This window comes from Methylophilus sp. 14, assembly GCF_015354345.1.
Lineage (GTDB): Bacteria > Pseudomonadota > Gammaproteobacteria > Burkholderiales > Methylophilaceae > Methylophilus.
In genome coordinates, this window is the sequence record NZ_JADKYS010000002.1 from 227282 (window position 1) to 251081 (window position 23800).

Here is a 23800-nt window from a genome sequence, read left to right on the forward strand (position 1 = left end):
TGTGATGTTTACTCGCTATTTAGCTGGGCTGGCTGCTTGTCGTTGCCAGTGATCCAGTACAGTTTCCATCTTTTTCTGCTGATAACCTCGCACTGCTTCCCCTGCCACCAGTAATACCGGGATCCCGTTCGCGGCCAGCCGTTGGTATTGGCTGCGCGCTTCTGCTGAGGTTTCGATATTCATTTCCTGATATGGAATCCCTTTGGCTGCCAGCAGCGCCCGTGTTTTTTCGCAATACGGGCACCAGTCGGTGGCGTAGAGCACCACTTGCCCGTGGCTAAAGTCTGGCGGTGGACTCAGGTAGAGCCACCAGGTGCGCCATTCCATGGCCAGCAAAATCACGGTGCCTATGATCAGGAATTTCAATCGTGGAGAAAGCTGCATCTTAATCGTCTATGAAGCGTGAGGGGGATGTTGAAGTTGACCTATTTTTTGCACAAAGAATCATCAAAAAATAACATTTTTTAATTATTCAATATTTTCAATGAGATAGCTATTTTTATTAAACAACTTTATGTGTTTATTGCGCCAATATGTTGATTTGAATTGCTTTGTTAAAATGCTCTAAGTCGTTGTCTTTAAAAGGGATTTTTTCTCCCAAAGTGCTTGCCAAGCACTTTTTTTTTATCTATAGTGTGCAAAAGGGTAATTTTGTGTTGAATTGTGGGAAATTTATCCCGCTTTTAAACAAAATGAATGGGTAAAGGTCAATATTGATGTTTCGCGGGGCGGTACAGTTAAGTTTGGATGCTAAAGGACGGCTCAGTGTGCCGGCCAAGCATCGTGACGCCCTGACGGCTGGCGGGCAGGGCGAAGTCGTGCTCACGGCCCATCCGCACCGCTGCCTGATTTTGTATCCACAAGCAGCTTGGGAGCCGATTGAGTCCAAGCTGACCAGTTTGTCCAGTTTTAATCCTCAAACCAGTGGTATTCAACGCATGATCGTCGGTCAGGCGGATGTGATGCATCTGGATTCTGCCGGTCGTTTGCTGGTGAATGCCGTACTGCGCAAGTTTGCCAAGCTCGATAAAGACGTGATGATGGTCGGGCAAGGTAGTCATTTTGAGTTGTGGGATCTGGCGGCATGGGATCAGCAGCTGGAGAGCCTGATGGCGACCGACCAGTTGCAGATACCGCAAGAGCTAGAAGGATTCTCGCTATGACGCGGGGCGCGAAGTCAGCGCCCGCGTCCTTGACGGAAACGTCAGTGTCACCAGTCGCCGCCAGTCATATCACCGTGTTGTTACATGAAGCGGTGGATGCTTTGAACGTGCAGGCCGATGGGGTGTATGTCGATGGCACCTTTGGGCGTGGTGGACACAGTCGACTCATTCTTTCCAAATTAGGTAGCAAAGGGCGTTTGATCGGCTTGGATCGCGATCTGGCGGCAGTGGCGCATGGGCAAACGATTGCCGATGCGCGTTTTACGATGGTGCATGCGCATTTTTCAGCCATGGCAACAGTGTTGGCTGAGCTGGGCGTGCAGGCGGTAGACGGGATATTGCTCGATTTGGGTATTTCGTCGCCGCAAATTGATGAGGGTGTGCGCGGGTTCAGTTTCCGTTTTGACGGGCCGCTGGATATGCGCATGGATCAAAGTCGGGGCAAGACCGCCGCAGAGTGGTTGGCGGCGATGTCTGAAAAACAATTGGGTGAGGTGATTAGGGATTATGGTGAAGAACGGTTTGCTAAGCAGGTTGCAAGGGCGATTGTTAAAGAGCGCGAAGATGGGCATGCCATCACCACTACAGGGCAACTTGCCAAGATCGTGGCAGGCGCCATCCCCAAGAATGAGCCGGGCCAGAACCCTGCAACGCGCACATTTCAAGCTTTACGGATTTTCGTCAATCAAGAGCTTGAGGAACTCTCGCTAGTGCTGCCAGATTGTTTGCAGTTGCTGCGTCCGCAAGGCCGGTTGTCGGTGATTAGTTTCCACTCGCTGGAAGACCGCATCGTAAAACGCTTTATCCAGTCAGAAGTGGATAGAGACAACTTGCCAGCCGGGTTGCCGGTGCGTGCCAGTGAATTGCCACAGCCGCGCATGTTGTCTGTCGGGCGTGCGATCAAGCCAAGTGCGGCCGAAGTGAAGGCAAATGTGCGTTCACGCAGTGCGGTGTTGCGCGTGGCTGAACGTACCAGTGTGCAGTAATTGATTGCAAGATGATTCGGCTGAATTTGATTTTGTTTGCGTTGACGATTGCCATGGCTCTGGGTGTGGTGACGGCGCAATACAAGGCGCGCAAATTGTATTTTGAGCTGGATAGGCAAGAAGTGTTGACCAAGCAGTATATGACGGAATATGACCAGTTGCAGATTGAGCAGAGCACCTGGGCCATGCATTCACGGCTGGAAGATTTTGCCACCACGCGTTTGCATATGCACAGCCCAAGCATGCAACAGACGCAAGTGATCATGGTTGATGTGCCGCCAGCGCCATAACCGGAATCGTTGCGAGTGAATGGTTATGCTGCTTAAGGAGAGTCAACACAAGCTGGTGAAATTGCCGGCCTGGCGCAGAAGAACGCTGCTGGTGTTGCTGCTGTTGAGTTTTGTCTTGCTGCTGGGGCGCGGGTTTTACCTGCAAACCTTGCATAAAGATTACCTGATTAAAAAGGGTGAAGCATTTTCGCGGCGCAAAGTGGTGTTGATGCCGCATCGCGGCAAGATTTATGACCGTAATTTCAAGCCATTGGCGATCAGTTTGCCGGTGGAGTCAGTGTGGGCAAACCCGACTGACGTGCAGGTGACGGCTGCGCAGTTAAAGCAAATGTCCAAGTTGCTGGAAATGCCAGCCAAGGAATTGCAGCAAAAGCTGCAAAAAAAGAAAAAAGAATTTGTGTATATCAAACGGAGAGTGGCGCCCGATGTGGCAAAACAGGTGATGGCGATGAAAGTGCCCGGCGTATTCAGTCAAAAGGAATACAAACGCTTCTACCCGGCGGCAGAAGTGACGGCGCATATCGTCGGTTTCACTGGCGTGGATGATACCGGTGTTGAAGGCATGGAGCTTTACCGTAACAACGTATTGTCCGGCAGTGCGGGCAAGCGTGACTTTGTGCGTGACCGCAAAGGCCATGTGGTGGAAGATCTGGTGGCGGTGAAGTTGCCACACGATGGCCAGGACCTGGTATTGAGCATAGACCGCACGGTGCAATATGTGGTGCACCGCGAACTTTCGCGTGCCGTTGAAAAACACAAGGCCAAAGCAGCGGCAGCAGTGGTGCTGGATGCTAAAACCGGCGAAGTGCTGGCGCTGGTGAATATCCCAACCTATAACCCGAACAATCCGGTCAATGTGGCCAGCAAGTTACGCAACTCGGCGATTGTGAATATTTTTGAACCAGGCTCGACCATGAAACCGGTGACTGCGGCAGCAGCCATGGAGTTTGGCCCTTACCAGCCTGATACCAAAATCCAGACCGCACCGGGCTACTTACGTATAGGCACGGCCACCATTCATGACGCACACCCGAACCAGGTGCTGACGGTGTCGCAAGTAATCCAGAAATCCTCCAACGTTGGCTCGGCCAAGATGGCGCTCGATTTAAACCGCGAGCAACTATGGAATACCTATGTGCAACTGGGGTTTGGTTCAGCCACCAAAATTGGATTCCCTGGTGAGGCCTCTGGCAAGGTGCGCGATTACAAAACCTGGCGCCCGATTGAGCAGGCCACCATGTCCTACGGTCACGGCATTAGCGTGACCTTATTGCAATTGGCGCGCGCCTACACTGTGTTTGCCAATGAAGGTGAGTTGCTCCCTGTCACGCTGACCAAGTTGTCTGAACCACCAGTTGGTCGCCAGGTGTTTTCGGCCAAAGTGGCTAATTCAGTCAAAGACATGCTGGAACTGGTTGTTCAACCAGGCGGCACCGCTTTGAAGGCTCAAGTCACCGGCTATCGCGTTGCGGGCAAAACCGGCACCGCGCACAAGCTGGGCGATCATGGTTACGAGCATGACAAATACGTCGGTTCTTTTGTTGGCATGGTGCCTGCATCCAATCCACGCCTGATTATGGCGGTGATGATTGATGAGCCGAGCAATGGCGAATACTACGGTGGCAGCGTCGCTGCGCCGGTCTTTAGCGCCGTGATGAATGATGTGCTGCGTATGCTGGTGATTCCGCAAGATGGAAATGCATTGCCAGTGGCGGCCCCAGCAGACGCGGCTGAAGTGAAGGAGGCGATGTGAGTAAATACATTATTCCAGCGCCGGTACACGGCATTACTGCTGATAGCCGCCAGGTCGAAAAGCATGGCTTGTTCCTGGCCTATCCAGGTCAGCACAGCGATGGCCGCGATTACATTGAAGATGCGATTGCCAAGGGCGCCAATACGGTGATCTGGGATAGCCAGGGCTTTGACTGGAAACCTGAATGGCAGGTGCATAACATCGCCATTGCTGACTTGAAGTCCCAGGTCGGCCATATCGCCAGCCAGTTTTACAAGGACCCTTCCGAGCAGATGTGGTGCGTGGGTGTGACTGGTACCAACGGGAAAACCACGGTGACGCATTGGCTGGCCCAGGCGTATCGCTTTTTGCAGCAAAAATCTGCCGTCATCGGCACCTTGGGTAATGGTGCGCTGGAAGATTTGCAAGCGACACAAAACACCACGCCTGGCCCGGTAGAGCTGCAAAAAATGCTGGCGACATTTGTGCTAGATGACGTACGCATGGTGGCCATGGAGGTTTCTTCCCACGGCCTGGACCAAGGCCGTGTCAATGGCGTGGCTTTTGATGTTGCCGTGCTGACCAACATCACGCGCGATCATCTTGATTACCACCTGACCATGGAAGCCTACCAGGCAGCCAAACGCAAACTGTTTGACTGGCAAACCCTGTCAGCAGCAGTCGTCAATGCGGATGATCCGTTTGGCCTGGCGTTGATTGAAGACTTGCGCAAGCAAGGTAAAAAAGTATTGAGCTATGGCTTGCATGCGCAGGCCGATGTGTGTGCAACGGCGGTGACCATGCATGCTACCGGTTTTGAAATTCAGGTGCGCACCGCGCAAGGCACTGGCGATATCCAATTACACGCCCTGGGGCAGTTCAATGTGTATAACGCCCTGGCGGTGCTGACTTGCCTGCTGGTGAACGAAGTGGCGCTACCTGCTGCCCTGCAAGCTGTGTCTGGGCTAGTGCCGGTGGCTGGTCGTATGCAGATGTTTGGCGGCGGTGACTTGCCGCTGGTGGTGGTGGATTATGCCCATACGCCAGATGCGCTGGAAAAGGCCTTGCATACCCTGCGTAGCCAGGCACGCGGCAAACTGGCGTGCGTCTTTGGCTGTGGCGGTGACCGCGACAGTGGCAAGCGTAGCGAAATGGGCCGTATTGCTGACGAGTTGGCCGATAGCGTCATCATCACCAATGACAATCCACGCAGTGAAAACCCTTACGCCATTATCGCGGCGATTGCTGAAGGCATGGCGCGTGAGGCGACGGTGGAAACAGACCGCGCCAAGGCGATTGCGCTCGCTGTGAGTCAGGCCGGTAAGGGCGATGTGGTGCTGGTGGCAGGCAAAGGCCATGAAGATTACCAGGAAATACATGGTATCCGTTATCCATTCAGCGATGCCGATTGGGTACAAAACGCGTTGAAAAAAAGCGCATTGAATCAAGATGCTTCGAATCGGAAGGCGCAGGCATGATCGCGCTCAAAATCATCGCTGACGTTTTACAAGGCACTTTGCAGCAGGGCGCAGACGTGACTGTGACTTCGGTAGATACCGATAGCCGCCGTGTGTTGCCAGGTCAGTTATTCGTGGCGTTGCCGGGCGAAAAGTTTGACGGCCATGACTTCCTGCCGCAAGTGGCTGATCAAGGTGCCGTCGCGGCGCTGGTGAGCAAACCGGTAACGAGTCGCTTGCCCACAGTGCTGGTGAAAGATACGCGGCTGGCTTTGGGGCAATTGGCGAGCTGGTGGCGCCAGCAACTGGCGTTGCCACTGATTGCCGTCACCGGTAGCAATGGCAAGACCACCACCAAGGAAATGATCGCGGCCATCATGCAGGCGCATGTCGGTGGCGCAGACAAGGTGTTAGCCACCGCTGGTAACTTTAACAACGATATTGGCATGCCGCTCACCTTGCTGCGTTTGCGTGCCACACATCGCTGCGCCGTGATCGAGATGGGCATGAATCACCTGGGCGAGATTGATTACCTGACCCGCCTTGCGCGCCCGAATGTGGCGGTGATTAACAACGCGGGCACAGCGCATATTGGTGAACTAGGCTCACGCGAAAACATTGCTAAAGCCAAAGGCGAAATCTTCGCTGGATTAAGCCAGGATGGCATCGCCGTCATCAATGCTGACAGTGAGTTTGCCGACTACTGGCGCGGGTTGAACGCCGGTCGTCAGGTGCTGACGTTTGGCTTGCATCCGGCCGCTGATATTCGCGGTGAAGTGTTGGGCGATGCGTCCAGTTTCACGCTGCATTATCAGGGCGAGGCGGTGACGTTAACGCTGGCGGTGCCTGGTGCGCACAACGTGATGAATGCATTGGCGGCAGCCGCTGCGAGTTTAGCCGCAGGTGCCAGCCTGGCCGATGTGGCCCAGGGGCTGCAAGGTTTCGCCGGTGTTAAAGGGCGCTTGCAGGTGAAACAAGCGGCCAATGGCGCCAAGGTGATTGATGACACCTATAACGCCAACCCGGATTCGATGAAGGCGGCGCTGGATGTGTTGCAGCATGCCGGTACAAACACGGTGTTTGTGATGGGTGATATGGGTGAGCTGGGCGCAGATGCCGAGGCCATGCATATGCAAATCGGCCGTTATGCCAAAGAACACGGCATTAGCAAACTGTATGCGTTGGGTAATTTCACGCAGGCAGCGGTGCAGGCGTTTGGTACTCAGGCACAGCATTTTGCTTCGGTGGAGGCTTTGGTGGCCGCTTTGCAGGCAGACACAACGGCCAACAACGTGGTGTTGGTCAAAGGCTCGCGCTTTATGCAAATGGAACGCGTGGTCAATGCGTTAGTTGAATCGCAAGCCACTGAATTAGTGGGGAAATAGGGAAGCATATGTTATTAGAACTGACCAAATGGCTGGCATCAGATGTACACGGATTTCATGTATTCAATTACATCACCTTCCGTGCCGTCCTGGCGACGCTGACAGCGCTGGCTATCTCGTTCCTGGTCGGGCCAGCCATGATCCGCAAACTGACTGAATACAAAGTTGGCCAGGCGGTGCGTGATGATGGTCCGCAAACACATCTGGTCAAGGCCGGGACGCCAACCATGGGTGGCGCCCTGATCCTGGTCGCGATTGCGATTTCTACCTTGCTGTGGGGCAACCTGCATAACCGCTTTATCTGGGTGGTATTGATTACAACACTGGGTTTCGGCGCGGTGGGCTGGGTCGATGATTACCGCAAAGTGGTCTACAAAAATCCTAAAGGCTTGTCAGCCAAAGCTAAATATTTCTGGCAAAGCCTGGTTGGTTTGGGAGTGGCAGGGTTTTTATATGCCACGTCGACCACACCGGTTGAAACGACGTTGATCGTGCCTTTCTTTAAGCACCTGGTATTCCCGCTGGGCGCGGTGGGTTTCATTGTGCTGACCTACTTGGTGATTGTGGGTAGCAGCAATGCCGTCAATCTGACTGATGGCCTGGATGGCCTGGCGACCTTGCCTACGGTGATGGTAGGCAGCGCGCTGGCGATTTTTTCTTATGTGGCCGGGCATGCGGTGTTTTCTAAATACCTGGGCATTCCATATGTGGCAGGGGCCAGCGAGCTGATGGTGTTTTGTGCGGCGATGGCTGGTGCTGGCCTGGGTTTCCTGTGGTTTAACGCTTATCCGGCAGAAGTATTTATGGGCGATGTTGGTGCGTTGGCGCTGGGAGCTGCACTGGGAGTGGTGGCAGTGATTGTGCGCCAGGAAATCGTGCTGTTCATCATGGGCGGCGTGTTTGTGGTGGAAACCTTCTCGGTGGCTGCACAAGTCCTGTATTTCAAATACACCAAAAAAATGACCGGGACCGGTAAACGTATTTTCCTCATGGCGCCTTTGCATCATCACTATGAGCAAAAAGGCTGGAAAGAGACACAGGTGGTGGTGCGTTTCTGGATTATCACCATGATGCTGGTGCTGGTCGGTTTATCTACCCTGAAATTGCGATAAGGCACGGAACAGTCGTCGGGCGTGAACATGAAAAAACAGTTTGAACAACAGCGGATTGCAGTACTGGGACTGGGTGATACCGGCTTCTCAGCCTTGCGCTGGCTGCGCCATATGGGCGCAGACGTCGTGATGTTCGACTCACGCCTGCACCCGGCGGGGCAAGATCGTTTGCATACAGAGTTTCCTGAGGTGGAGTGCCACCTGGGTCCGTTTAATCATGCATTGTTAGCTGGCATGGATTTAATTGTGGCCAGCCCTGGCGTCTCATTAAACGAGCCAGTCATCGCGCAACTCATGGCGGAAGGCAAAGCGGTGGTCGGCGATGTTGAGCTGTTTGCACGCTTTCGCGCCCCTTATGCCAAGGTGATTGCGATTACGGGGTCTAATGGTAAAACGACGGTGACCTCGTTGGTGGGTGAAATCTGCAAACAGGCCGGGTTGAACACCATTGTGGCAGGCAATATCGGCTTGCCGGTGCTGGATACCTTGCAGATGACAGCACCAGATGTCTATGTGTTGGAGTTATCCAGTTTTCAATTGGAAGCCCTGCATCAACTGCAAGTGGATGCGGCCACGGTCCTGAATCTGTCTGAAGATCATATGGATCGCTACGATGGCATGGAAGGCTATGCACAGGCCAAAGCACGTATTTACCAGCACGCCCGCATTGCCGTGGTGAATCGTGACGATCCTGCCAGTGCAGCCCTGGCAGGTCAGCTACCACAGGTGTCGTTCGGTGTGAATCCGGCACCCTCCATCAATGATTACGGCCTCAATGATGCGGGCTGGTTATGTGCAGGCAACCGTCATTACATTGAAGCGGACAGCTTGCAGATTCGCGGCAAACATAACATTGCCAACGCCCTGGCGGCCATTGCACTGACGCAAGCGATTGGTATCGACAAAGTGTCTATCCTGCACACCGTACAGGCGTTTGCCGGTTTGCCGCACCGCGTGGAGTGGGTAGCGAATATCGATGACGTGGATTTTTACGATGATTCCAAAGGCACCAATGTGGGTGCGACCTGCGCGGCCATCAGTGGCATGCTCAAGCAGGGCAAGCCGCAAAAAGTGGTATTGATTGCTGGTGGTGATGGCAAGGGCCAGGATTTCAGCCCGCTGCGTGAAGCCATTCTGCATCACGCCAGGGCTGTGGTGCTTATCGGTCGCGATGCGCCAAAAATTCAGCAAGTCCTTCATAACCTGCAATTGCCGGTGGTCGATGCAGTCGATTTAACGGCTGCCGTCCATATTGCCAAAACGCTGGCTGAAGAAGGCGATGCCGTCCTGCTGTCACCGGCGTGCGCCAGCTTTGATATGTTCCGTAATTACGAACACAGGGCCGAGGTTTTTGTTGAGGCTGTCAAAGCCATGGAGGCCGTATGCTTGGGCCGTTAATGATGAACCGCGAGCGTTACAACTCCCCAAACTACGATGTGTCGCTGTTGTGGGTGGTGTTGTCCTTGCTGGCGTTTGGCATGGTCATGGTCTATTCCGCTTCAATTGCCTATGCCGATTCGAGCAAGATGTTTGGCCATAACAGCACCTATTTCCTGGTGCGTCAGGCTCTGTATATCGTGGTCGGCCTGGTGGCAGCCGTGATTGTGTTCCAGATCCCCATGGCCTGGTGGCAAAAAATGTCGCCTTACCTGTTCATTATGGGCATTGTGCTGCTCATCATGGTGCTGATTCCAGGCATCGGCAAAGTGGTGAACGGTAGCCGCCGCTGGATTTCTCTGCTGGTGATGAACCTGCAACCTTCAGAGCTCATGAAGTTGTTTATTGCCATGTACGCCTCCGACTATGTGGTGCGCAAGGCCAGCAATATGCACAGTTTTCAAAAAGGATTCTTGCCCATGCTGGGCGTGATGGCGTTTGTGGGTGTGCTCTTGTTGCGCGAGCCAGATTTTGGCGCCTTTGCCGTGACGGCATCTATTGCGTTTGCGATTATGTGGCTGGGCGGCGTAGACCTGAAAATCTTCCTGGGTCTGCTGGGCGCATTGCCATTGGCCGTGATCGGCCTGGTGGTGATGGAGCCATATCGTCTTGAACGTATGAAAGGCTTTTTGAACCCGTTTGATGACCCGTTTGATACTGGTTACCAGTTGTCGCATGCACTGATCGCCTTTGGCCGTGGTGAGTTCTGGGGGGTAGGCCTGGGTGGCAGCGTCGAAAAATTATTGTACTTGCCAGAAGCGCATACCGACTTCCTGCTGGCAGTGGTGGCAGAAGAGTTGGGCTATGTCGGCGTGCTAGTCGTGGTGTTGCTGTTTGCCTGGCTGGTGATTCGCGCCTTCAGTATCGCCAAAGAGGCGGTGGCCAATGAACGTTACTACTCTGCCTTGCTGGCACAAGGCATTGGTGTCTGGATGGGCGTGCAGGGGTTTATCAATATGGGTGTGAATATGGGTCTGTTGCCAACCAAAGGCCTGACCCTGCCCTTGCTGTCTTACGGTGGTAGCGGCATTTTGGCGAATTGCATTGCATTGTCTGTGTTGCTGCGTATCGATTTTGAGAATCGCCGTCTGCAGAAAGGCTTGAACTGATGAGCCGATCATACACATTAATGGTGATGGCAGGTGGTACCGGCGGGCATGTATATCCAGCCATGGCGGTGGCCGACGCGCTACAGGCGCAAGGCTGGAAAATTGTCTGGCTGGCCACTGAAGGCGGTATGGAAAACCGTTTAATTGCTGACAAGCCTTATGACAAAACAATGATGACCATGCGCGGTGTGCGTGGCAAAGGCCTGCTCGGTTGGCTGACGTTGCCTGTGAAGCTGGCACGCGCCTTTGCACAAGCCAGGCAGGCGATTCGTCAACATCAGCCGGATGTGGTGTTGGGCATGGGCGGCTTTGCCGCGTTCCCGGGCGGTGTGATGGCCAAACTGGCAGGTATTCCGCTGGTGATACACGAGCAAAACTCCATTGCTGGCCTGACCAATAAAGTGCTGGCCAAAATCGCTAGCCGTGTATTAACCGGTTTCCCAGGTGCTTTGGGCGCAAAAGGCGAGATGGTCGGGAATCCTGTGCGTGAAGGCATTACGACCTTGCCCACACCAGAACAACGTTTTGCCGAGCATCACGGCGTGCTGCGCGTGTTAGTGGTGGGTGGCAGTCTGGGCGCGGTAGCCTTGAATACCTTGTTGCCACAGGCTTTTGCCCAGTTACCGGTCAATGCTCGTCCGCAGATCATTCACCAGGCCGGTGAAAAACAGTTTGAGGCGCTGAAAAAAGCCTATGCCGATGCTGGCGTGGCCGCAGATTGCCGTGCCTTTATACACGATATGGCAGAAGTCTATGCCTGGGCTGATTTAGTGATTTGCCGTTCTGGTGCTTTGACCGTGGCTGAACTGGCTAACGTGGGCGCTGCCAGTATTTTAGTGCCGTTTCCGTTTGCGGTGGATGACCACCAGACAACGAATGCCGCTTACTTGCAGCAGGCGGGTGCTGCCTTGCTGATACAGCAGCGCGACATGGAGGTTGCCCAATTGGCCGCGACGTTGCAAACACTGGATAGACCAACTTGTTTGATGATGGCGCAAAAAGCGCGGGCACTGGCCAAACCGCAAGCGACTCAACAAGTCGCAGATATTTGCCAGCAACTGGCGGCAGGCAATAAAAAAGGAACAACGGGTTCAGTATGAAACATAAAGTTAAAAAAATTCACTTTATCGGCATCGGCGGCTCAGGCATGAGCGGCATTGCTGAGGTGTTGCTGAACCTGGACTTTGAAGTCAGTGGGTCTGACCTGGCCAGCAATGCCACCACCAAGCGTTTGCAAGGCTTTGGTGCCACCGTGTTTCAAGGCCACGCCACCGAGCATCTGAATGATGCCGACGTGGTGGTGGTCTCCAGCGCGATTAACGAAGAAAACCCGGAAATCATTGCTGCGCGTGCGCGCAAAGTGCCAGTGATTCCACGGGCAGTGATGCTGGCCGAGTTGATGCGTTTCAAGCAGGGCATTGCCGTAGCGGGTACCCATGGCAAAACCACCACCACCAGCCTGATCGCCAGCATTTTGGCCGAAGCAGACATGGACCCGACTTTTGTCATTGGTGGCAAGCTGGAAGCTGCCAGCGCCAATGCACGTCTGGGCACCGGCGAGTGGATTGTGGTGGAAGCCGATGAGTCAGATGCGTCCTTTTTGCACCTGACGCCGATCATGGCGGTGGTGACCAATATCGACCAGGACCACATGGATACCTATGAACACAGTTTTGAAAAGCTCAAAACTGCGTTCGTTGAATTTTTGCAGCAAATTCCATTCTGGGGCATGGCGGTGTTGTGCATTGATGATGCCAATGTGCGTGAAATCTTGCCGCGCGTGACGCGTCCTGTGACGACCTATGGCACCCATGAAGAGGCCGCGATTCGCGCCGAGAATATTGTGGCTGACAACGGCAAGATGCATTTCACGCTGGTGCGCAAAAACGGTACCACCGTGCGCAACGAAGTGACGCTGAACCTGCCAGGTCATCACTATGTGCTGAATGCGCTGGCGGCGATTGCGATTGCGACTGAGTTGAATGTACCGGATGCAGCCATCCTGAAAGCGCTCGCTGAGTTCAGGGGTGTGGGACGCCGCTTCGAGCGTTATGGCGAAATCCCGGTCAACGGTGGCTACTTCACGCTGGTGGATGATTACGGCCATCACCCGATTGAAATGCAGGCGGTGATTGCTGCCGCGCGTGGCGCTTTCCCTGATCGCAGGCTGGTGCTAGCGTTTCAGCCACACCGCTATACCCGTACGCGTGACTGCTTTGAAGACTTCGTCAAAGTGTTATCTACCGTCGATGCATTGCTGCTAACCGAAGTGTATAGCGCAGGCGAAGCGCCGATTGTGGCCGCCGATACACGTAGCCTGATTCGTGCCATTCGCGTCAATGGCAAGGTGGAACCACGTTTTGTGGAAACGACCGATGAATTGCCAGCAACCATACTGGAAAGCGTACAGCCAGGTGATGTCGTCGTGGTGATGGGCGCAGGCAGTATCGGTAGCGTCGCCGCCAAAACCAGGGAGTTGGCCAGCATATGAGCGCCTCAGGATTAAAAGCGACGGGCCTGCAAGTGCTGAACAACGAGCCATTGGCCCGCTATACCAGCTGGCGCGTCGGTGGTCCGGCTGATCGTCTGGTGCTGGCGGATAGCGTCGCGCATTTGCAGCAGTTTTTGCAGCAATTGCCAACTAGTGAACCGCTGACATTTATAGGCCTGGGTAGCAACTTGCTGGTGCGTGATGGCGGTGTGCGCGGCACGGTGGTGGTCATGCATCAGGCACTGCAAGCGCTGGAAATGCAAGGTGAGCGTGTGTATGCCGATGCTGGTGTCACCTGCGCCAAGCTGGCACGTTTTGCCGCCAGCCACAATCGTGCAGGTGCCGAGTTTATGGCAGGCATTCCAGGCACGGTCGGTGGTGCGCTGGCCATGAATGCAGGCTGCTACGGTGGCGAAACCTGGCAATGGGTTGATGAGGTGAAAACGATTAATCGCTCCGGTGACGTGCAAGTGCGTGCACGGGCCGAGTACCAGCCGACTTATCGCCATGTGGAACATCCGGCGGCCGATGAGTGGTTTTTGGGCGGCTGGTTTACGGTACCTGCTGGTGATGGCAAGGCATCTGCCGAACAGATTAAACAGTTGCTGGCAAAACGCCTGGCGAGTCAGCCACTGAATATGCCGAGCGCAGGGTCGACGTTCAGGAATCCCGAAGGTGATTTTGCGGCGCGTTTGATTGAAGCGTCTGGCTTGAAAGGCACCACCATTGGTGGTGCACAGGTGTCTGAAAAGCATGCCAACTTTATTGTGAATTTGGGCAACGCCAGCGCTGCCGATATTGAAGCCTTGATTGAGCATGTGAAAACGACGGTGCGCACCAAGCAGGGCGTGGCATTAATACAGGAAGTGAAAGTCATTGGGGAAGGTGTTTTAAAGGTATGAGTGCAGGTCAACTCTCATTTGGCAAGGTCGCGGTATTGTTCGGTGGCCGTTCTGGCGAGCGCGAAGTGTCGCTCAAGAGTGGTTCGGCTGTGTTGGCCGCGTTGCAGCGTCAGGGCGTGGATGCGCATGCGTTTGACCCTGCGACCCAGGATTTGTCTGCATTAAAAGCGTTTGACCGTGCCTTTATTGCCTTGCATGGCCGCTACGGCGAAGACGGCACCATTCAAGGTGCGCTGGAACTGATGGATATCCCTTATACCGGTAGCGGCGTGATGGCTTCTGCGCTGGGCATGGATAAATGGCGTACCAAATTGTTGTGGACTGCCGCTGGTGTCACCACGCCTAACTATGTGCTCATGGATGACAGCACGCATGCCGAGAATGTGGTCACCGCACTTGGTTTGCCGCTGTTTGTGAAACCGGCCAATGAAGGCTCCAGCATCGGCGTGAGCAAGGTCAAGCAGGCGGGCGATTTAATGGCGGCTTACAGCCTGGCCAAACAGTCAGACCCGCTGGTGATTGCCGAGCAGTTTGTCGGTGGTGGCGAATACACCGTGGGTATTTTGGGCGACACCGCACTGCCTATCGTACGCATTGTGCCGAAAAACGAATATTACGATTACGAAGCCAAGTACCTGCGTGACGACACCGAATATCGCTGCCCGAGCGGCTTGTCTACCGAGCAGGAAAAGCAGATTCAGGCAGAAGCCTTGCAGGCGTTTAAGGTGCTGGGTTGCCGTGGCTGGGGCCGGGTCGACTTTTTGATGGATGACGCTGGTAAACATTACTTTTTAGAGGTGAATACCAGCCCGGGCATGACTGATCACAGCCTGGTGCCAATGGCCGCCAAAGCCGCTGGCCTGGATTTTGAGGCGCTGGTGATTCGTATTTTGCAACAAACCTTGCGTGACGCATAAAGAGGAAAACGGACTCGATGTGGGATAGACCAACATTGCTGAACTGGATCGCCAACCTGCTGTTTTCACTGGCAGTGGTGATGCTGCTTTACGCCATGTTGTTTGTGGTGCTGCATTTGCCTATCTTCCCGGTCAAGCAGGTACAGGTCGAAGGCAATCTGGATCACGTCAATCACGAGCAGATTCAGTTGATCGTGAGCAAGTACCTCAAAGGTAATTTTTACACGCTGGATTTGCAGCGTACGCGGGCGGCGTTTGAAAAGTTGCCCTGGGCGCGCAAGGTCAGTGTGCGCCGCCAATGGCCAGACACCATTGTGGTACAGATTGAAGAGCATCAGGCCTTGGGTCGCTGGGGCGGCGTGGCACTGGTAAATCGTCATGGCGAGTTGTTCCAGGCCGCCTCTGACGAACAATTACCGACTTTTTACGGCCCGGGCGATGCGATTAAAGAAGTGGCACAAGGCTATGCCAGTTTTGCCCAGATGCTGGCCGACACGCCACTGCAAATTCAGCAGCTAAGCCTGTCTTCCCGTCGCGCCTGGGAGATCAAGACCGTGGATGGCCGACAAATGATGCTGGGGCGCGAAGCGGCCAAGCAGCGATTACAACAGTTTGTGGCGGCGTATCGCCAGCAGGCAAGTATCGCGGAAAGTGACTGGCGTTATGCCGATTTGCGTTACCCCAACGGTTTTGCCTTGCGCATGCCGCGCGGCGGTGCTTGAGAACGTGCGGTAGCGCCTAAGAATAAGACTGCCAGAAAAAAGGTCAAGGAAGAGACATGAGTAGAGTCAGAGAAGATAAAAATTTAATTGTGGGCCTGGATATCGGCACCTCCAAAATTGTTGCCATTGCGGCTGAAATATTGCCGGAAGGTACATTGAAGGTGATTGGTGTCGGCCAACATGCTTCCCGTGGCTTGAAAAAGGGCGTGGTGGTGAATATCGACTCCACCATGCAGGCGATTCAGCGCGCGATTGAAGAAGTCGAGCTCATGGCGGATTGCAAAATTAATACTGTGTATTCAGGCATTGCCGGTAGCCATATCAAGAGCCTGAATTCGCATGGCATGGTGAAGATTAAAGAGAGCGAAGTCTCACAAATGGACATCGACCGTGTGGTGGAAACCGCGCGTGCGATTGCCTTGCCGGCCGACCAGCAGATTCTGCATATTCTGACCCAGGAATTCATTATCGACGGTCAGGAAGATGTGCGCGAGCCATTGGGCATGAGCGGCATCCGTCTTGAGGTGCGCGTGCATATTGTGACTGGTGCGATTGCGGCGGCGCAAAACATCGTCAAGTGCATCAAGCGCTGCGGCCTGGAGGTGAGTGACCTGATTTTACAACCGTTGGCTTCCAGTGAGTCTGTGCTGACCGATGACGAGAAAGAACTGGGCGTGTGCCTGGTGGATATCGGTGGTGGCACGACTGATCTGGCGGTATTCAAAAATGGCGCCATTCGTCATACGGCCGTGATCCCGATTGCCGGTGACCAGATCACCAATGATATTGCGGTGGCGTTGCGTACGCCGACGCAGTCGGCTGAGGAAATTAAAGTGAAGCATGGCTGTGCCTTGCGCCAGTTGGCGGACCCGCGTGAAGTGGTGGAAGTGCCTGCGGTCGATGGTCGTGAGCCGCGTCAGTTATCTTGCCAGGCCTTGACTGAAGTGATTGAAGACCGCGTGGAAGAGATTTATGAGTTTGTGCAGCAAGAGCTGCGCCGCAGTGGCATGGAATCGATGATTGCCTCCGGCATCGTGATTACCGGCGGCGCGGCACAGATGCGCGGCATGGTTGAGTTGGGCGAAGAAATTTTCCACACCCCGGTGCGCCTGGGCGTGCCCAGGGGTGTGGAAGGGTTGTCTGAAGTCGTAGGCAATCCACGTTATGCCACCGGCATAGGCTTGTTGCTGATGGCCAAGCAGCAGGTAGAAAAACAAATGGTGGGTAACTTGCAATCTGGGTCAGTGGGCAGATTGCTAGAGCGAATGAAGAGTTGGTTTACCGGTAATTTCTAGGTTTTTGTTGTTTTTTAAACTGTTTTAGGGCGAGTGTGCGGGGCAAACCAAGCACTCAAATAATAGGCAATGGAGGGTTAGTATGATTGAGATTTTTGACAAAGAGAATGACGGCGCCGTAATCAAGGTAATTGGTGTCGGTGGTTGCGGTGGTAACGCCGTGGAACACATGATGACCAAGAGCGTGACTGGCGTTGAGTTTATTTGCGCCAACACGGATATGCAGGCACTGAAAAAGAGCCATGCCAAAGTGGTGCTGCAAATTGGTTCTGACATCACTAAAGGCCTGGGTGCTGGCGCTAAACCAGAAATCGGCCGCGAAGCTGCGCTGGAAGACCGCGACAGCATTGCAGAAACCATTGATGGTGCTGACATGCTGTTTATTACTGCCGGTATGGGCGGTGGTACGGGTACTGGTGCTGCACCGATTATTGCTGAGGTCGCGCGTGAAATGGGTATCCTGACCGTGGCGGTCGTGACCAAGCCATTCGCGTTTGAAGGCAAACGTGCCAAAGTGGCGCAAGAGGGCCTGGAAGAACTTTCACAGTATGTCGACTCTCTTATCGTTATCCCTAACGAAAAATTGATGGATGTATTGGGCGAAGACGTGACCGTGGTAGAAGCTTACCGTGCGGCCAACGATGTGTTGCATAACGCCGTGTCTGGGATTGCTGAAATCATCAATTGCCCAGGTATGGTCAACGTCGACTTTGCTGACGTACGCACCGTGATGTCTGAAATGGGCATGGCGATGATGGGTTCTGCTGAAGCCAGCGGCCCTAACCGTGCACGTATCGCGGCTGAACAAGCGGTTGCCAGCCCGTTGCTGGAAGACGTTAACCTGGCGAATGCACGTGGTGTGTTGGTCAATATCAGCGCCAGTGGTAGCTTCAAAATGCGTGAATACTATGATGTGATGAACACCATCAAAGAATTCACCGCAGAAGATGCGACGGTGATCGTGGGTAATGTGATGGACGAAAGCATGGGTGACAACCTGCGCGTCACCATGGTGGCGACCGGTTTGAACGGTTCACTGGGTAAACGCCAGGCCAAACCTGAGCTGAAAGTCATGACGACATTACGTGATGGTACGACTAACCAGCCTATCTTCACTGCAGTTGAAGAAGATGAGCCAGCCGTATTTACCAGCAATAGCCGTCGTGCCCAGGTGGAAGCCATGAAAAATTCCGGGATTGAAGAATACGATATCCCAGCGTTTTTGCGTAAACAGGCTGACTAATCGTTGCGGTTGGATTGCCAGACCAGCAAAGGCTGGTGCAATCTCGCCATGCGATTAAATGGCTGGTAACGGATTGGCTTATAATAATAGTGATTCATTAACACAGAGAAAACCATGTTAAAGCAACGCACGCTTAAACAATCGATCAGCGCCACGGGCGTTGGGCTGCACAGCGGTGAAAAAGTCACGCTAACGCTCAAGCCTGCGCCCGCTGATCACGGAGTGGTGTTCCAGCGTGTCGATTTGCCCGATACGCCTGCCATGCGGGTCGCCCCGACGGCAGTGAATGACACTCGCCTGAGCTCCGCCCTAGAGTTTTCAGGTGCGCGCGTTGCTACCGTGGAGCATTTGATGTCTGCCCTCGCCGGTTTGGGGGTAGATAATGTGCTGATAGAACTGACGGCCGCTGAAGTGCCCATCATGGATGGCAGTTCAGGGCCGTTTATCTATTTGCTGCAGACTGCCGGTCTGCAAGAACTGGAAGTGCCCAAGAAGTTTGTGCGCATCCTGAAACCGGTAGAAGTGATTGATGGCGATAAATGGGCAAAATTTACGCCGCACCATGGCTTTAAAGCCGAATTTACCATTGATTTTGCGCACCCCGTATTCGAGTTCTCCGGCAAAACCGTGACCATTGATTACGATAGCCAGAGTTATGTTGACGAAATCAGCCGTGCGCGCACGTTTGGGTTTATGCACGAGGTGGAATACTTGCGCGCCAACGGTTTAGCTAAAGGCGGCAGCCTGGATAACGCCATTGTGCTGGATGAATATAAGGTCCTCAATGGCGGTGGTTTGCGCTATGACGACGAGTTCGCCAAACACAAGGTGCTGGATGCGATTGGCGACCTGTATATCCTGGGTTACCCGATTATTGGCCAGTTTACGGCCTTTAAGTCTGGCCATGCCCTGAATAACCAGTTGTTGCGTGCCTTGTTGGCAGATGAAAGCGCTTGGGAATATTGCACGTTTGATAACGATGCGCAGGCACCGGTAGGCTTTCTCAAGCAGCGCGACTACTTTAGCCCCGCCCCTTTGTTGCCCGCATAATGCGCCAGGCAGATTAATATGTGGTGGATACGTATTTTATTTACTGTGCTGGTGATCAGCACCCTGGTATTGGTGCTGTTAGGCTGGCAAACCGGGCAAGCACGTTACTGGCGCTGGCTGAAAACGGTCTGGCGTGGTGGCTTTATTGTATTACTGCTGCTGTTGCTGTTTTTCTTTCTGAGTCGCTTGGCCAGAATTTGATTGTCATCACGTGATGCACGTGATTGTTGACGCATGAAGACTAGATTCCTTTCCCTCCTCTTTTTTGCTGCCTGTCTGCTGGGCACATCCACGTCAGTTTTTGCGGGGGATGCTGAAGTGTATCTGCAGGCCAAGCAGGCCTACCAGACGCGTAACTTGCCGCAATTGGCGGAGGCGACCGAAACCTTAAAACAGCGCCGCTCACCGTTACTCCCTTACCTGCAATACTGGCAAATGATCCTGACCATGGATCAATTGTCTTACTATCAGGTACAGGCGTTCTTGCAGGAAAACAACGAATCCCTGTTGTCGCAGCGCGTACGCGAGCTATGGCTCAAACGACTGGGCCGTGTGCAGTTCTGGGACCAGTTTGTTGAAATGAGGGCGCAAATGCCCATGTATTACAGCATCAGTGATACGGGTAATCAGTGTTACCAGGTGCAGGCAGGCATTGCGCTGGATGACCCCAATGCCTATGAGGATGGCAAGAAATTATTGCTGGCGGGTAAGGATCTGCCAACTGATTGCCAGGGCATGATGGAAGCCTTGCAGCAAGTCGGCGTGCTGGATGAAAAGCTGCTGCTGACTTTGTATCGTGATGCCTTGTTTAGCAATAAAACCGGCCTGGCAAAAGTGCTGGCCAAGCGTAGCAGCAAAACCGATAACAGCCTGTCCAGGCAGATTGACGATGTGGCCCAGAACCCGGCGCTGGCTTTGAAAAAAGGCAGCATACAGGAGCGTTCAGGCTATGGCCGTGCGCTGTATATGTATGCGATACACCGGCAAGCCAAGGCAGACCTGGCCGTGGCCAAAACCAGCTACCAGAAATACAGCGGCTATCTCGATAACGATGAAAAACAACTGGTACAAGCTTATATGGCCCTGGAGGCAGCACGCAAACATGAACCGGAAGCCATGCAGGGCTTTGCCAAGGTCAACACTGCCTTGTTAAGCAGCGAGCAATGGGAGTGGTATGCACGCAGCGCCTTGCGCCAGCAGGACTGGCATCAGGTGCTTAAAGTGATTAACGAGATGCCCGCAGCATTGGCGGAAGAGTCTGCCTGGCGTTACTGGAAGGCGCGGGCGCTCATCGCCAAAGGCCAGGTGGCCGAGGCGAACCAGATTCTGGCGAAACTCTCGCAGGAGCGTCATTTTTATGGCTGGCTGGCGGCAGAAGACTTAGGCCCGGTGGCCGGTGAGCCCATGGCGACTTACCAGCCGGGTGATGATGAAGTACGCCAGTTTGCCAAACAACCGGCAGTGAAACGTATGGAGGCCTTGTTTGATGTGGAGGCCCGCTACGAAGCCAGGCTGGAGTGGATGTATCTGCTGGAGGCGCTGGATGACCCGACCCGCATCGTCGCCGCACAATATGCCTTACTCAAGGGCTGGTATGACCTGGCGGTGCTGGCGGCAGATAAAACCAGCCGCACGCACAATTTTGAATTACGTTACCCGACACCTTATCGGGATTATTTGCAAAAAGCCTCACGTAGCCGCGCGATTGATGAGGCCTGGGTGTATGGCATTATCCGCCAGGAAAGCCGCTTTATGCATTATGCCAAGTCGTCGGTAGGCGCGGGTGGCTTGATGCAGGTGATGCCTGCGACGGCCAAGTGGATCGCAAAGAAACTGGGGCTGAACGGCTATCATGATGGCATGTTGCATGATATTGATACCAACGTGAACCTGGGTACCTATTACATGCGCTATACCCTGGATACGTTTAACGGCCAGGAAGTGATGGCGACTGCGGCCTATAATGCAGGCCCTAGCCGCGCCAGGCGCTGGGCCGCCAATGCGCCGCTGGAAGGGGCTATTTATGCCGAAACCATCCCGTTTAGCGAAACGCGCAATTATGTCAAAAAAGTATTGGCCAATGCGCATATGTACGCGCCCAGGCTGGGTTTGCCCATGTTGACGCTTAAAAAGCGCCTGGGCACGATCCCGGCCCGCAGCACAGCAGATGCCGAGAATGTCTCGACGACAATCAGCATTTCAGAGCAAGAGTAAACCCTTGGTTTAAGCAAGATTGAAGTGTCGTCGCCATTTTTCGGTACAATACGGTTCAACGCAAGACGTACTCAGGAATAAAGCATGATGAAGACAGTGACTGTATTAGGTGGTAGCGGTTTTGTAGGCAGTAGTGTGGTTGCCAGGCTGGACCAGGCTGGCTATCAGGTGAAAGTGCTGACGCGCCGCCGCGAGCAGGCCAAGCACCTTATTTTGTTGCCGAATGTGCAAGTGGTCGAGTGTGATATTCATGACGAAGCGGCCTTAAAAACCCATCTGCAGGGGAGTGATGCCGTGATTAACCTGGTGGGTGTTTTGCATCAGACACGCACCAACACCTTTGAACAAATGCATCATCAGTTTCCGCGCCAGATTGCACAGTTATGCGAACAGTTGGCTATTCCGCGCCTGTTGCATATGAGTGCCTTGCAAGCCTCGGCCAATGCCCCTAGCGAATACCTGCGCACGAAAGCGGCGGGTGATCAGGCAGTCATGGCGTTTAGCAAAAAACTGCACGTCACGATTTTCCGGCCATCGGTCATTTTTGGTACGCGCGACCGCTTTATTAACCTGTTTGCCAAACTGATTCAATGGATTCCCGTCTTGGCGCTGGCGATGCCGCAAGCCAAATTCCAGCCCATCTGGGTAGAGGATGTTGCCGCAGCCATGGTCAATGCCGTGAATGAACCTGCCACCTATGGCAGAACCTATGAACTGGGTGGCCCGGCCATCATGACCTTGCAGCAAATCATGGAAGCGGTGATGAAAACCATTCATGTGCAACGTCCCATCATGGGCCTCAGCCTCAATATGTCCTTGTTGCAAGGCAGCTTTATGCAGTTGTTGCCGATCAAGCTCCTCTCACGTGACAACGTCAAATCCATGCAGGTCGATAATGTCTGTCAGCAACCCATGGCTAATGAACTGGGTGTGGTGCCGACCGATATGTTTGCCGTCATTTCTGGCTATCTGGTCAAAAACAACCCGCGTGGCGCTTACGACCAGTTTCGTGCTGCCGCGGGTCGCGTCATCAACGCCAGGCGTTAATGCCTGGCTGTGAATATTCCGCCATGCAGATTTATCAGGTAGGAGGCGCGGTCCGCGATCGCCTGCTTGGCCTGCCGGTCAAGGATAGGGATTATGTCGTGGTTGGCGCCACGCCCGAGCAGATGCTGGCAGCGGGCTACCGTGCGGTTGGCAAAGACTTTCCGGTATTCCTGCATCCAGATACCCAGCAGGAGCACGCACTGGCGCGCACCGAACGAAAAACAGGCAAAGGCTACAAAGGTTTTAGCGTTTATGCGGCGCCTGAAGTGACACTGCAAGAAGATCTTGCTCGTCGTGATTTCACCATGAATGCTATTGCAGAAGCCGATGATGGCAGCCTGATCGATCCTTTTAACGGCCAGTTGGATATCCAGAAAAAACTGCTTAGGCATGTGACGGATGCTTTTAGTGAAGATCCGGTGCGTATCCTGCGCGCTGCGCGCTTCCTGGCACGTTTTACCGAGTTCACCGTGGCACCGGAAACGATGTTGCTGATGCGGGAGATGGTAGATGCCGGAGAGGTCGACGCACTGGTCGCTGAGCGTGTCTGGCAGGAAATTGCCAAGGGCCTGATGGAAAAGCAACCCAGCCGCATGTTTGAAATGCTGCGCGAGTGTGGCGCGTTAAAAGTCATCTTGCCTGAGCTGGACCGCCTGTGGGGCGTGCCGCAAACTGCCACATACCACCCTGAGGTCGATACCGGTATTCACGTCATGATGGTAATTGATTACTCGGCCAAACAAGGCTACAGCTTGCCGGTCAGGTTTGCTGCCTTGACCCACGATTTAGGCAAGGGCACAACGCCTGCTGACGTCTTGCCGCGTCATATTGGCCATGAATTGCGCAGCGTGGATTTGATTCGAGAAGTGGTGGCCCGCCTGCGTGTGCCCAATGATTGCAAGGACCTAGCGCAGGTGGTGGCTAAGTATCATGGCAAATTGCACGCGGCCCGGCAGATGAAGGCCAGCACCTTATTGCAGTTTTTGGAGGAGCTGGATGCGTTCCGTCAGCGTATGCGCTTCGAAGACTTTTTGCTGGCTTGTGAATGCGACAGCCGCGGCCGTTTAGGGCTGGAGGATTGCCCGTTGGCCGATGCCGAGCATTTAGCCATGGCGTTGCAGGCTGCACTCACTGTGGATGCCGGGGCCATTGCCAAGCAATGCAGCTCTCCGGCACACATCAAACAGTCCGTGGCTGAGGCACGTATCCACGCCATACAGGCGATACTGCCTTAATCGTGCGCTAGCT

22 protein-coding genes are annotated in these 23800 nt (G+C 54.0%); 21 read left to right on the forward strand and 1 reads right to left on the reverse strand.

Translation table 11 applies throughout. The features are described from left to right. Positions 1-15 precede the first annotated feature (15 nt). On the reverse strand, positions 16-384 hold the full coding sequence (locus tag INP78_RS06270) for a glutaredoxin family protein (protein WP_228522704.1): 369 nt from the start codon (positions 382-384) through the stop codon (positions 16-18). Positions 385-716: 332 nt separating this feature from the next. Between INP78_RS06270 and mraZ the strand changes: the two genes are divergently transcribed. The 21 genes from mraZ to INP78_RS06375 all read left to right on the forward strand — a co-directional run bounded on the left by mraZ (position 717) and on the right by INP78_RS06375 (position 23787). Continuing rightward, positions 717-1163 carry a division/cell wall cluster transcriptional repressor MraZ gene (mraZ, locus tag INP78_RS06275; RefSeq protein ID WP_194741341.1) on the forward strand — a complete coding sequence of 149 codons (447 nt, stop codon included), beginning with the start codon at positions 717-719 and terminating at the stop codon, positions 1161-1163. After that, complete coding sequence (gene rsmH / locus INP78_RS06280) at positions 1160-2149, forward strand: 16S rRNA (cytosine(1402)-N(4))-methyltransferase RsmH (protein ID WP_194741342.1); 990 nt, start codon at positions 1160-1162, stop codon at positions 2147-2149. Before mraZ ends, rsmH begins: the two co-directional genes overlap by 4 nt. A gap of 11 nt (positions 2150-2160) precedes the next feature. After that, complete coding sequence (gene ftsL / locus INP78_RS06285) at positions 2161-2439, forward strand: cell division protein FtsL (RefSeq protein ID WP_019883491.1); 279 nt, start codon at positions 2161-2163, stop codon at positions 2437-2439. Positions 2440-2458: 19 nt separating this feature from the next. Next, a complete protein-coding gene (locus tag INP78_RS06290) occupies positions 2459-4192 on the forward strand; it encodes a penicillin-binding protein 2 (RefSeq protein WP_194741343.1) in 1734 nt (577 codons plus the stop codon). Further along, positions 4189-5649, forward strand: coding sequence for a UDP-N-acetylmuramoyl-L-alanyl-D-glutamate--2,6-diaminopimelate ligase (locus INP78_RS06295; RefSeq protein WP_194741344.1), 1461 nt, complete (start codon positions 4189-4191; stop codon positions 5647-5649). Before INP78_RS06290 ends, INP78_RS06295 begins: the two co-directional genes overlap by 4 nt. After that, positions 5646-7013 (forward strand): UDP-N-acetylmuramoyl-tripeptide--D-alanyl-D-alanine ligase, encoded by a 1368-nt coding sequence (gene murF, locus INP78_RS06300; protein WP_194741345.1) that lies wholly within the window; start codon positions 5646-5648, stop codon positions 7011-7013. Before INP78_RS06295 ends, murF begins: the two co-directional genes overlap by 4 nt. A gap of 8 nt (positions 7014-7021) precedes the next feature. After that, a complete protein-coding gene (gene mraY, locus INP78_RS06305; protein WP_194741346.1) occupies positions 7022-8125 on the forward strand; it encodes a phospho-N-acetylmuramoyl-pentapeptide-transferase in 1104 nt (367 codons plus the stop codon). A gap of 27 nt (positions 8126-8152) precedes the next feature. Beyond that, positions 8153-9523: a UDP-N-acetylmuramoyl-L-alanine--D-glutamate ligase gene (gene murD, locus INP78_RS06310; protein ID WP_194741347.1), complete on the forward strand. Its 1371-nt coding sequence runs from the start codon at positions 8153-8155 to the stop codon at positions 9521-9523. Beyond that, a complete protein-coding gene (ftsW, locus tag INP78_RS06315) occupies positions 9508-10671 on the forward strand; it encodes a putative lipid II flippase FtsW (protein WP_228520038.1) in 1164 nt (387 codons plus the stop codon). Before murD ends, ftsW begins: the two co-directional genes overlap by 16 nt. Further along, positions 10671-11771, forward strand: coding sequence for an undecaprenyldiphospho-muramoylpentapeptide beta-N-acetylglucosaminyltransferase (gene murG, locus INP78_RS06320; RefSeq protein ID WP_194741348.1), 1101 nt, complete (start codon positions 10671-10673; stop codon positions 11769-11771). Before ftsW ends, murG begins: the two co-directional genes overlap by 1 nt. Beyond that, positions 11768-13162 carry a UDP-N-acetylmuramate--L-alanine ligase gene (murC, locus tag INP78_RS06325; RefSeq protein WP_194741349.1) on the forward strand — a complete coding sequence of 465 codons (1395 nt, stop codon included), beginning with the start codon at positions 11768-11770 and terminating at the stop codon, positions 13160-13162. Before murG ends, murC begins: the two co-directional genes overlap by 4 nt. Continuing rightward, positions 13159-14064, forward strand: a complete 906-nt coding sequence (murB, locus tag INP78_RS06330; protein WP_194741350.1) for a UDP-N-acetylmuramate dehydrogenase — start codon at positions 13159-13161, stop codon at positions 14062-14064. Before murC ends, murB begins: the two co-directional genes overlap by 4 nt. Beyond that, the gene (locus tag INP78_RS06335; RefSeq protein WP_194741351.1) at positions 14061-14981 is read left to right on the forward strand and encodes a D-alanine--D-alanine ligase; all 921 of its coding nucleotides are present in this window, start codon (positions 14061-14063) and stop codon (positions 14979-14981) included. Before murB ends, INP78_RS06335 begins: the two co-directional genes overlap by 4 nt. Before the next feature lie 17 nt (positions 14982-14998). Further along, on the forward strand, positions 14999-15703 hold the full coding sequence (locus tag INP78_RS06340) for a cell division protein FtsQ/DivIB (protein ID WP_194741352.1): 705 nt from the start codon (positions 14999-15001) through the stop codon (positions 15701-15703). A 56-nt stretch (positions 15704-15759) separates the two neighbouring features. Further along, positions 15760-16998, forward strand: a complete 1239-nt coding sequence (gene ftsA, locus INP78_RS06345) for a cell division protein FtsA (RefSeq protein WP_019883476.1) — start codon at positions 15760-15762, stop codon at positions 16996-16998. 82 nt (positions 16999-17080) lie between these two features. Continuing rightward, positions 17081-18241 (forward strand): cell division protein FtsZ, encoded by a 1161-nt coding sequence (gene ftsZ, locus INP78_RS06350; RefSeq protein WP_194741353.1) that lies wholly within the window; start codon positions 17081-17083, stop codon positions 18239-18241. Between the two features lie 114 nt (positions 18242-18355). Beyond that, positions 18356-19291, forward strand: a complete 936-nt coding sequence (gene lpxC / locus INP78_RS06355) for a UDP-3-O-acyl-N-acetylglucosamine deacetylase (protein ID WP_024930573.1) — start codon at positions 18356-18358, stop codon at positions 19289-19291. Between the two features lie 18 nt (positions 19292-19309). Beyond that, complete coding sequence (locus INP78_RS06360; RefSeq protein WP_194741354.1) at positions 19310-19492, forward strand: hypothetical protein; 183 nt, start codon at positions 19310-19312, stop codon at positions 19490-19492. A gap of 33 nt (positions 19493-19525) precedes the next feature. Continuing rightward, a complete protein-coding gene (locus INP78_RS06365) occupies positions 19526-21505 on the forward strand; it encodes a transglycosylase SLT domain-containing protein (protein ID WP_228522705.1) in 1980 nt (659 codons plus the stop codon). Positions 21506-21589: 84 nt separating this feature from the next. Then, positions 21590-22552 (forward strand): complex I NDUFA9 subunit family protein, encoded by a 963-nt coding sequence (locus tag INP78_RS06370; RefSeq protein ID WP_194741355.1) that lies wholly within the window; start codon positions 21590-21592, stop codon positions 22550-22552. A gap of 23 nt (positions 22553-22575) precedes the next feature. Next, a complete protein-coding gene (locus INP78_RS06375) occupies positions 22576-23787 on the forward strand; it encodes a multifunctional CCA addition/repair protein (protein ID WP_194741356.1) in 1212 nt (403 codons plus the stop codon). Positions 23788-23800: the final 13 nt, after the last annotated feature.

Bases quoted from the DNA above. Each gene is read 5' to 3' on its own strand.
- INP78_RS06270 (WP_228522704.1), bottom strand. From the start codon at position 384: ATGCAGCTTTCTCCACGATTGAAATTCCTGATCATAGGCACCGTGATT.
- mraZ (WP_194741341.1), top strand. From the start codon at position 717: ATGTTTCGCGGGGCGGTACAGTTAAGTTTGGATGCTAAAGGACGGCTC.
- rsmH (WP_194741342.1), top strand. From the start codon at position 1,160: ATGACGCGGGGCGCGAAGTCAGCGCCCGCGTCCTTGACGGAAACGTCA.
- ftsL (WP_019883491.1), top strand. From the start codon at position 2,161: ATGATTCGGCTGAATTTGATTTTGTTTGCGTTGACGATTGCCATGGCT.
- INP78_RS06290 (WP_194741343.1), top strand. From the start codon at position 2,459: ATGGTTATGCTGCTTAAGGAGAGTCAACACAAGCTGGTGAAATTGCCG.
- murF (WP_194741345.1), top strand. From the start codon at position 5,646: ATGATCGCGCTCAAAATCATCGCTGACGTTTTACAAGGCACTTTGCAG.
- mraY (WP_194741346.1), top strand. From the start codon at position 7,022: ATGTTATTAGAACTGACCAAATGGCTGGCATCAGATGTACACGGATTT.
- murD (WP_194741347.1), top strand. From the start codon at position 8,153: ATGAAAAAACAGTTTGAACAACAGCGGATTGCAGTACTGGGACTGGGT.
- ftsW (WP_228520038.1), top strand. From the start codon at position 9,508: ATGCTTGGGCCGTTAATGATGAACCGCGAGCGTTACAACTCCCCAAAC.
- murG (WP_194741348.1), top strand. From the start codon at position 10,671: ATGAGCCGATCATACACATTAATGGTGATGGCAGGTGGTACCGGCGGG.
- murC (WP_194741349.1), top strand. From the start codon at position 11,768: ATGAAACATAAAGTTAAAAAAATTCACTTTATCGGCATCGGCGGCTCA.
- murB (WP_194741350.1), top strand. From the start codon at position 13,159: ATGAGCGCCTCAGGATTAAAAGCGACGGGCCTGCAAGTGCTGAACAAC.
- INP78_RS06335 (WP_194741351.1), top strand. From the start codon at position 14,061: ATGAGTGCAGGTCAACTCTCATTTGGCAAGGTCGCGGTATTGTTCGGT.
- INP78_RS06340 (WP_194741352.1), top strand. From the start codon at position 14,999: ATGTGGGATAGACCAACATTGCTGAACTGGATCGCCAACCTGCTGTTT.
- ftsA (WP_019883476.1), top strand. From the start codon at position 15,760: ATGAGTAGAGTCAGAGAAGATAAAAATTTAATTGTGGGCCTGGATATC.
- ftsZ (WP_194741353.1), top strand. From the start codon at position 17,081: ATGATTGAGATTTTTGACAAAGAGAATGACGGCGCCGTAATCAAGGTA.
- lpxC (WP_024930573.1), top strand. From the start codon at position 18,356: ATGTTAAAGCAACGCACGCTTAAACAATCGATCAGCGCCACGGGCGTT.
- INP78_RS06360 (WP_194741354.1), top strand. From the start codon at position 19,310: ATGTGGTGGATACGTATTTTATTTACTGTGCTGGTGATCAGCACCCTG.
- INP78_RS06365 (WP_228522705.1), top strand. From the start codon at position 19,526: ATGAAGACTAGATTCCTTTCCCTCCTCTTTTTTGCTGCCTGTCTGCTG.
- INP78_RS06370 (WP_194741355.1), top strand. From the start codon at position 21,590: ATGATGAAGACAGTGACTGTATTAGGTGGTAGCGGTTTTGTAGGCAGT.
- INP78_RS06375 (WP_194741356.1), top strand. From the start codon at position 22,576: ATGCAGATTTATCAGGTAGGAGGCGCGGTCCGCGATCGCCTGCTTGGC.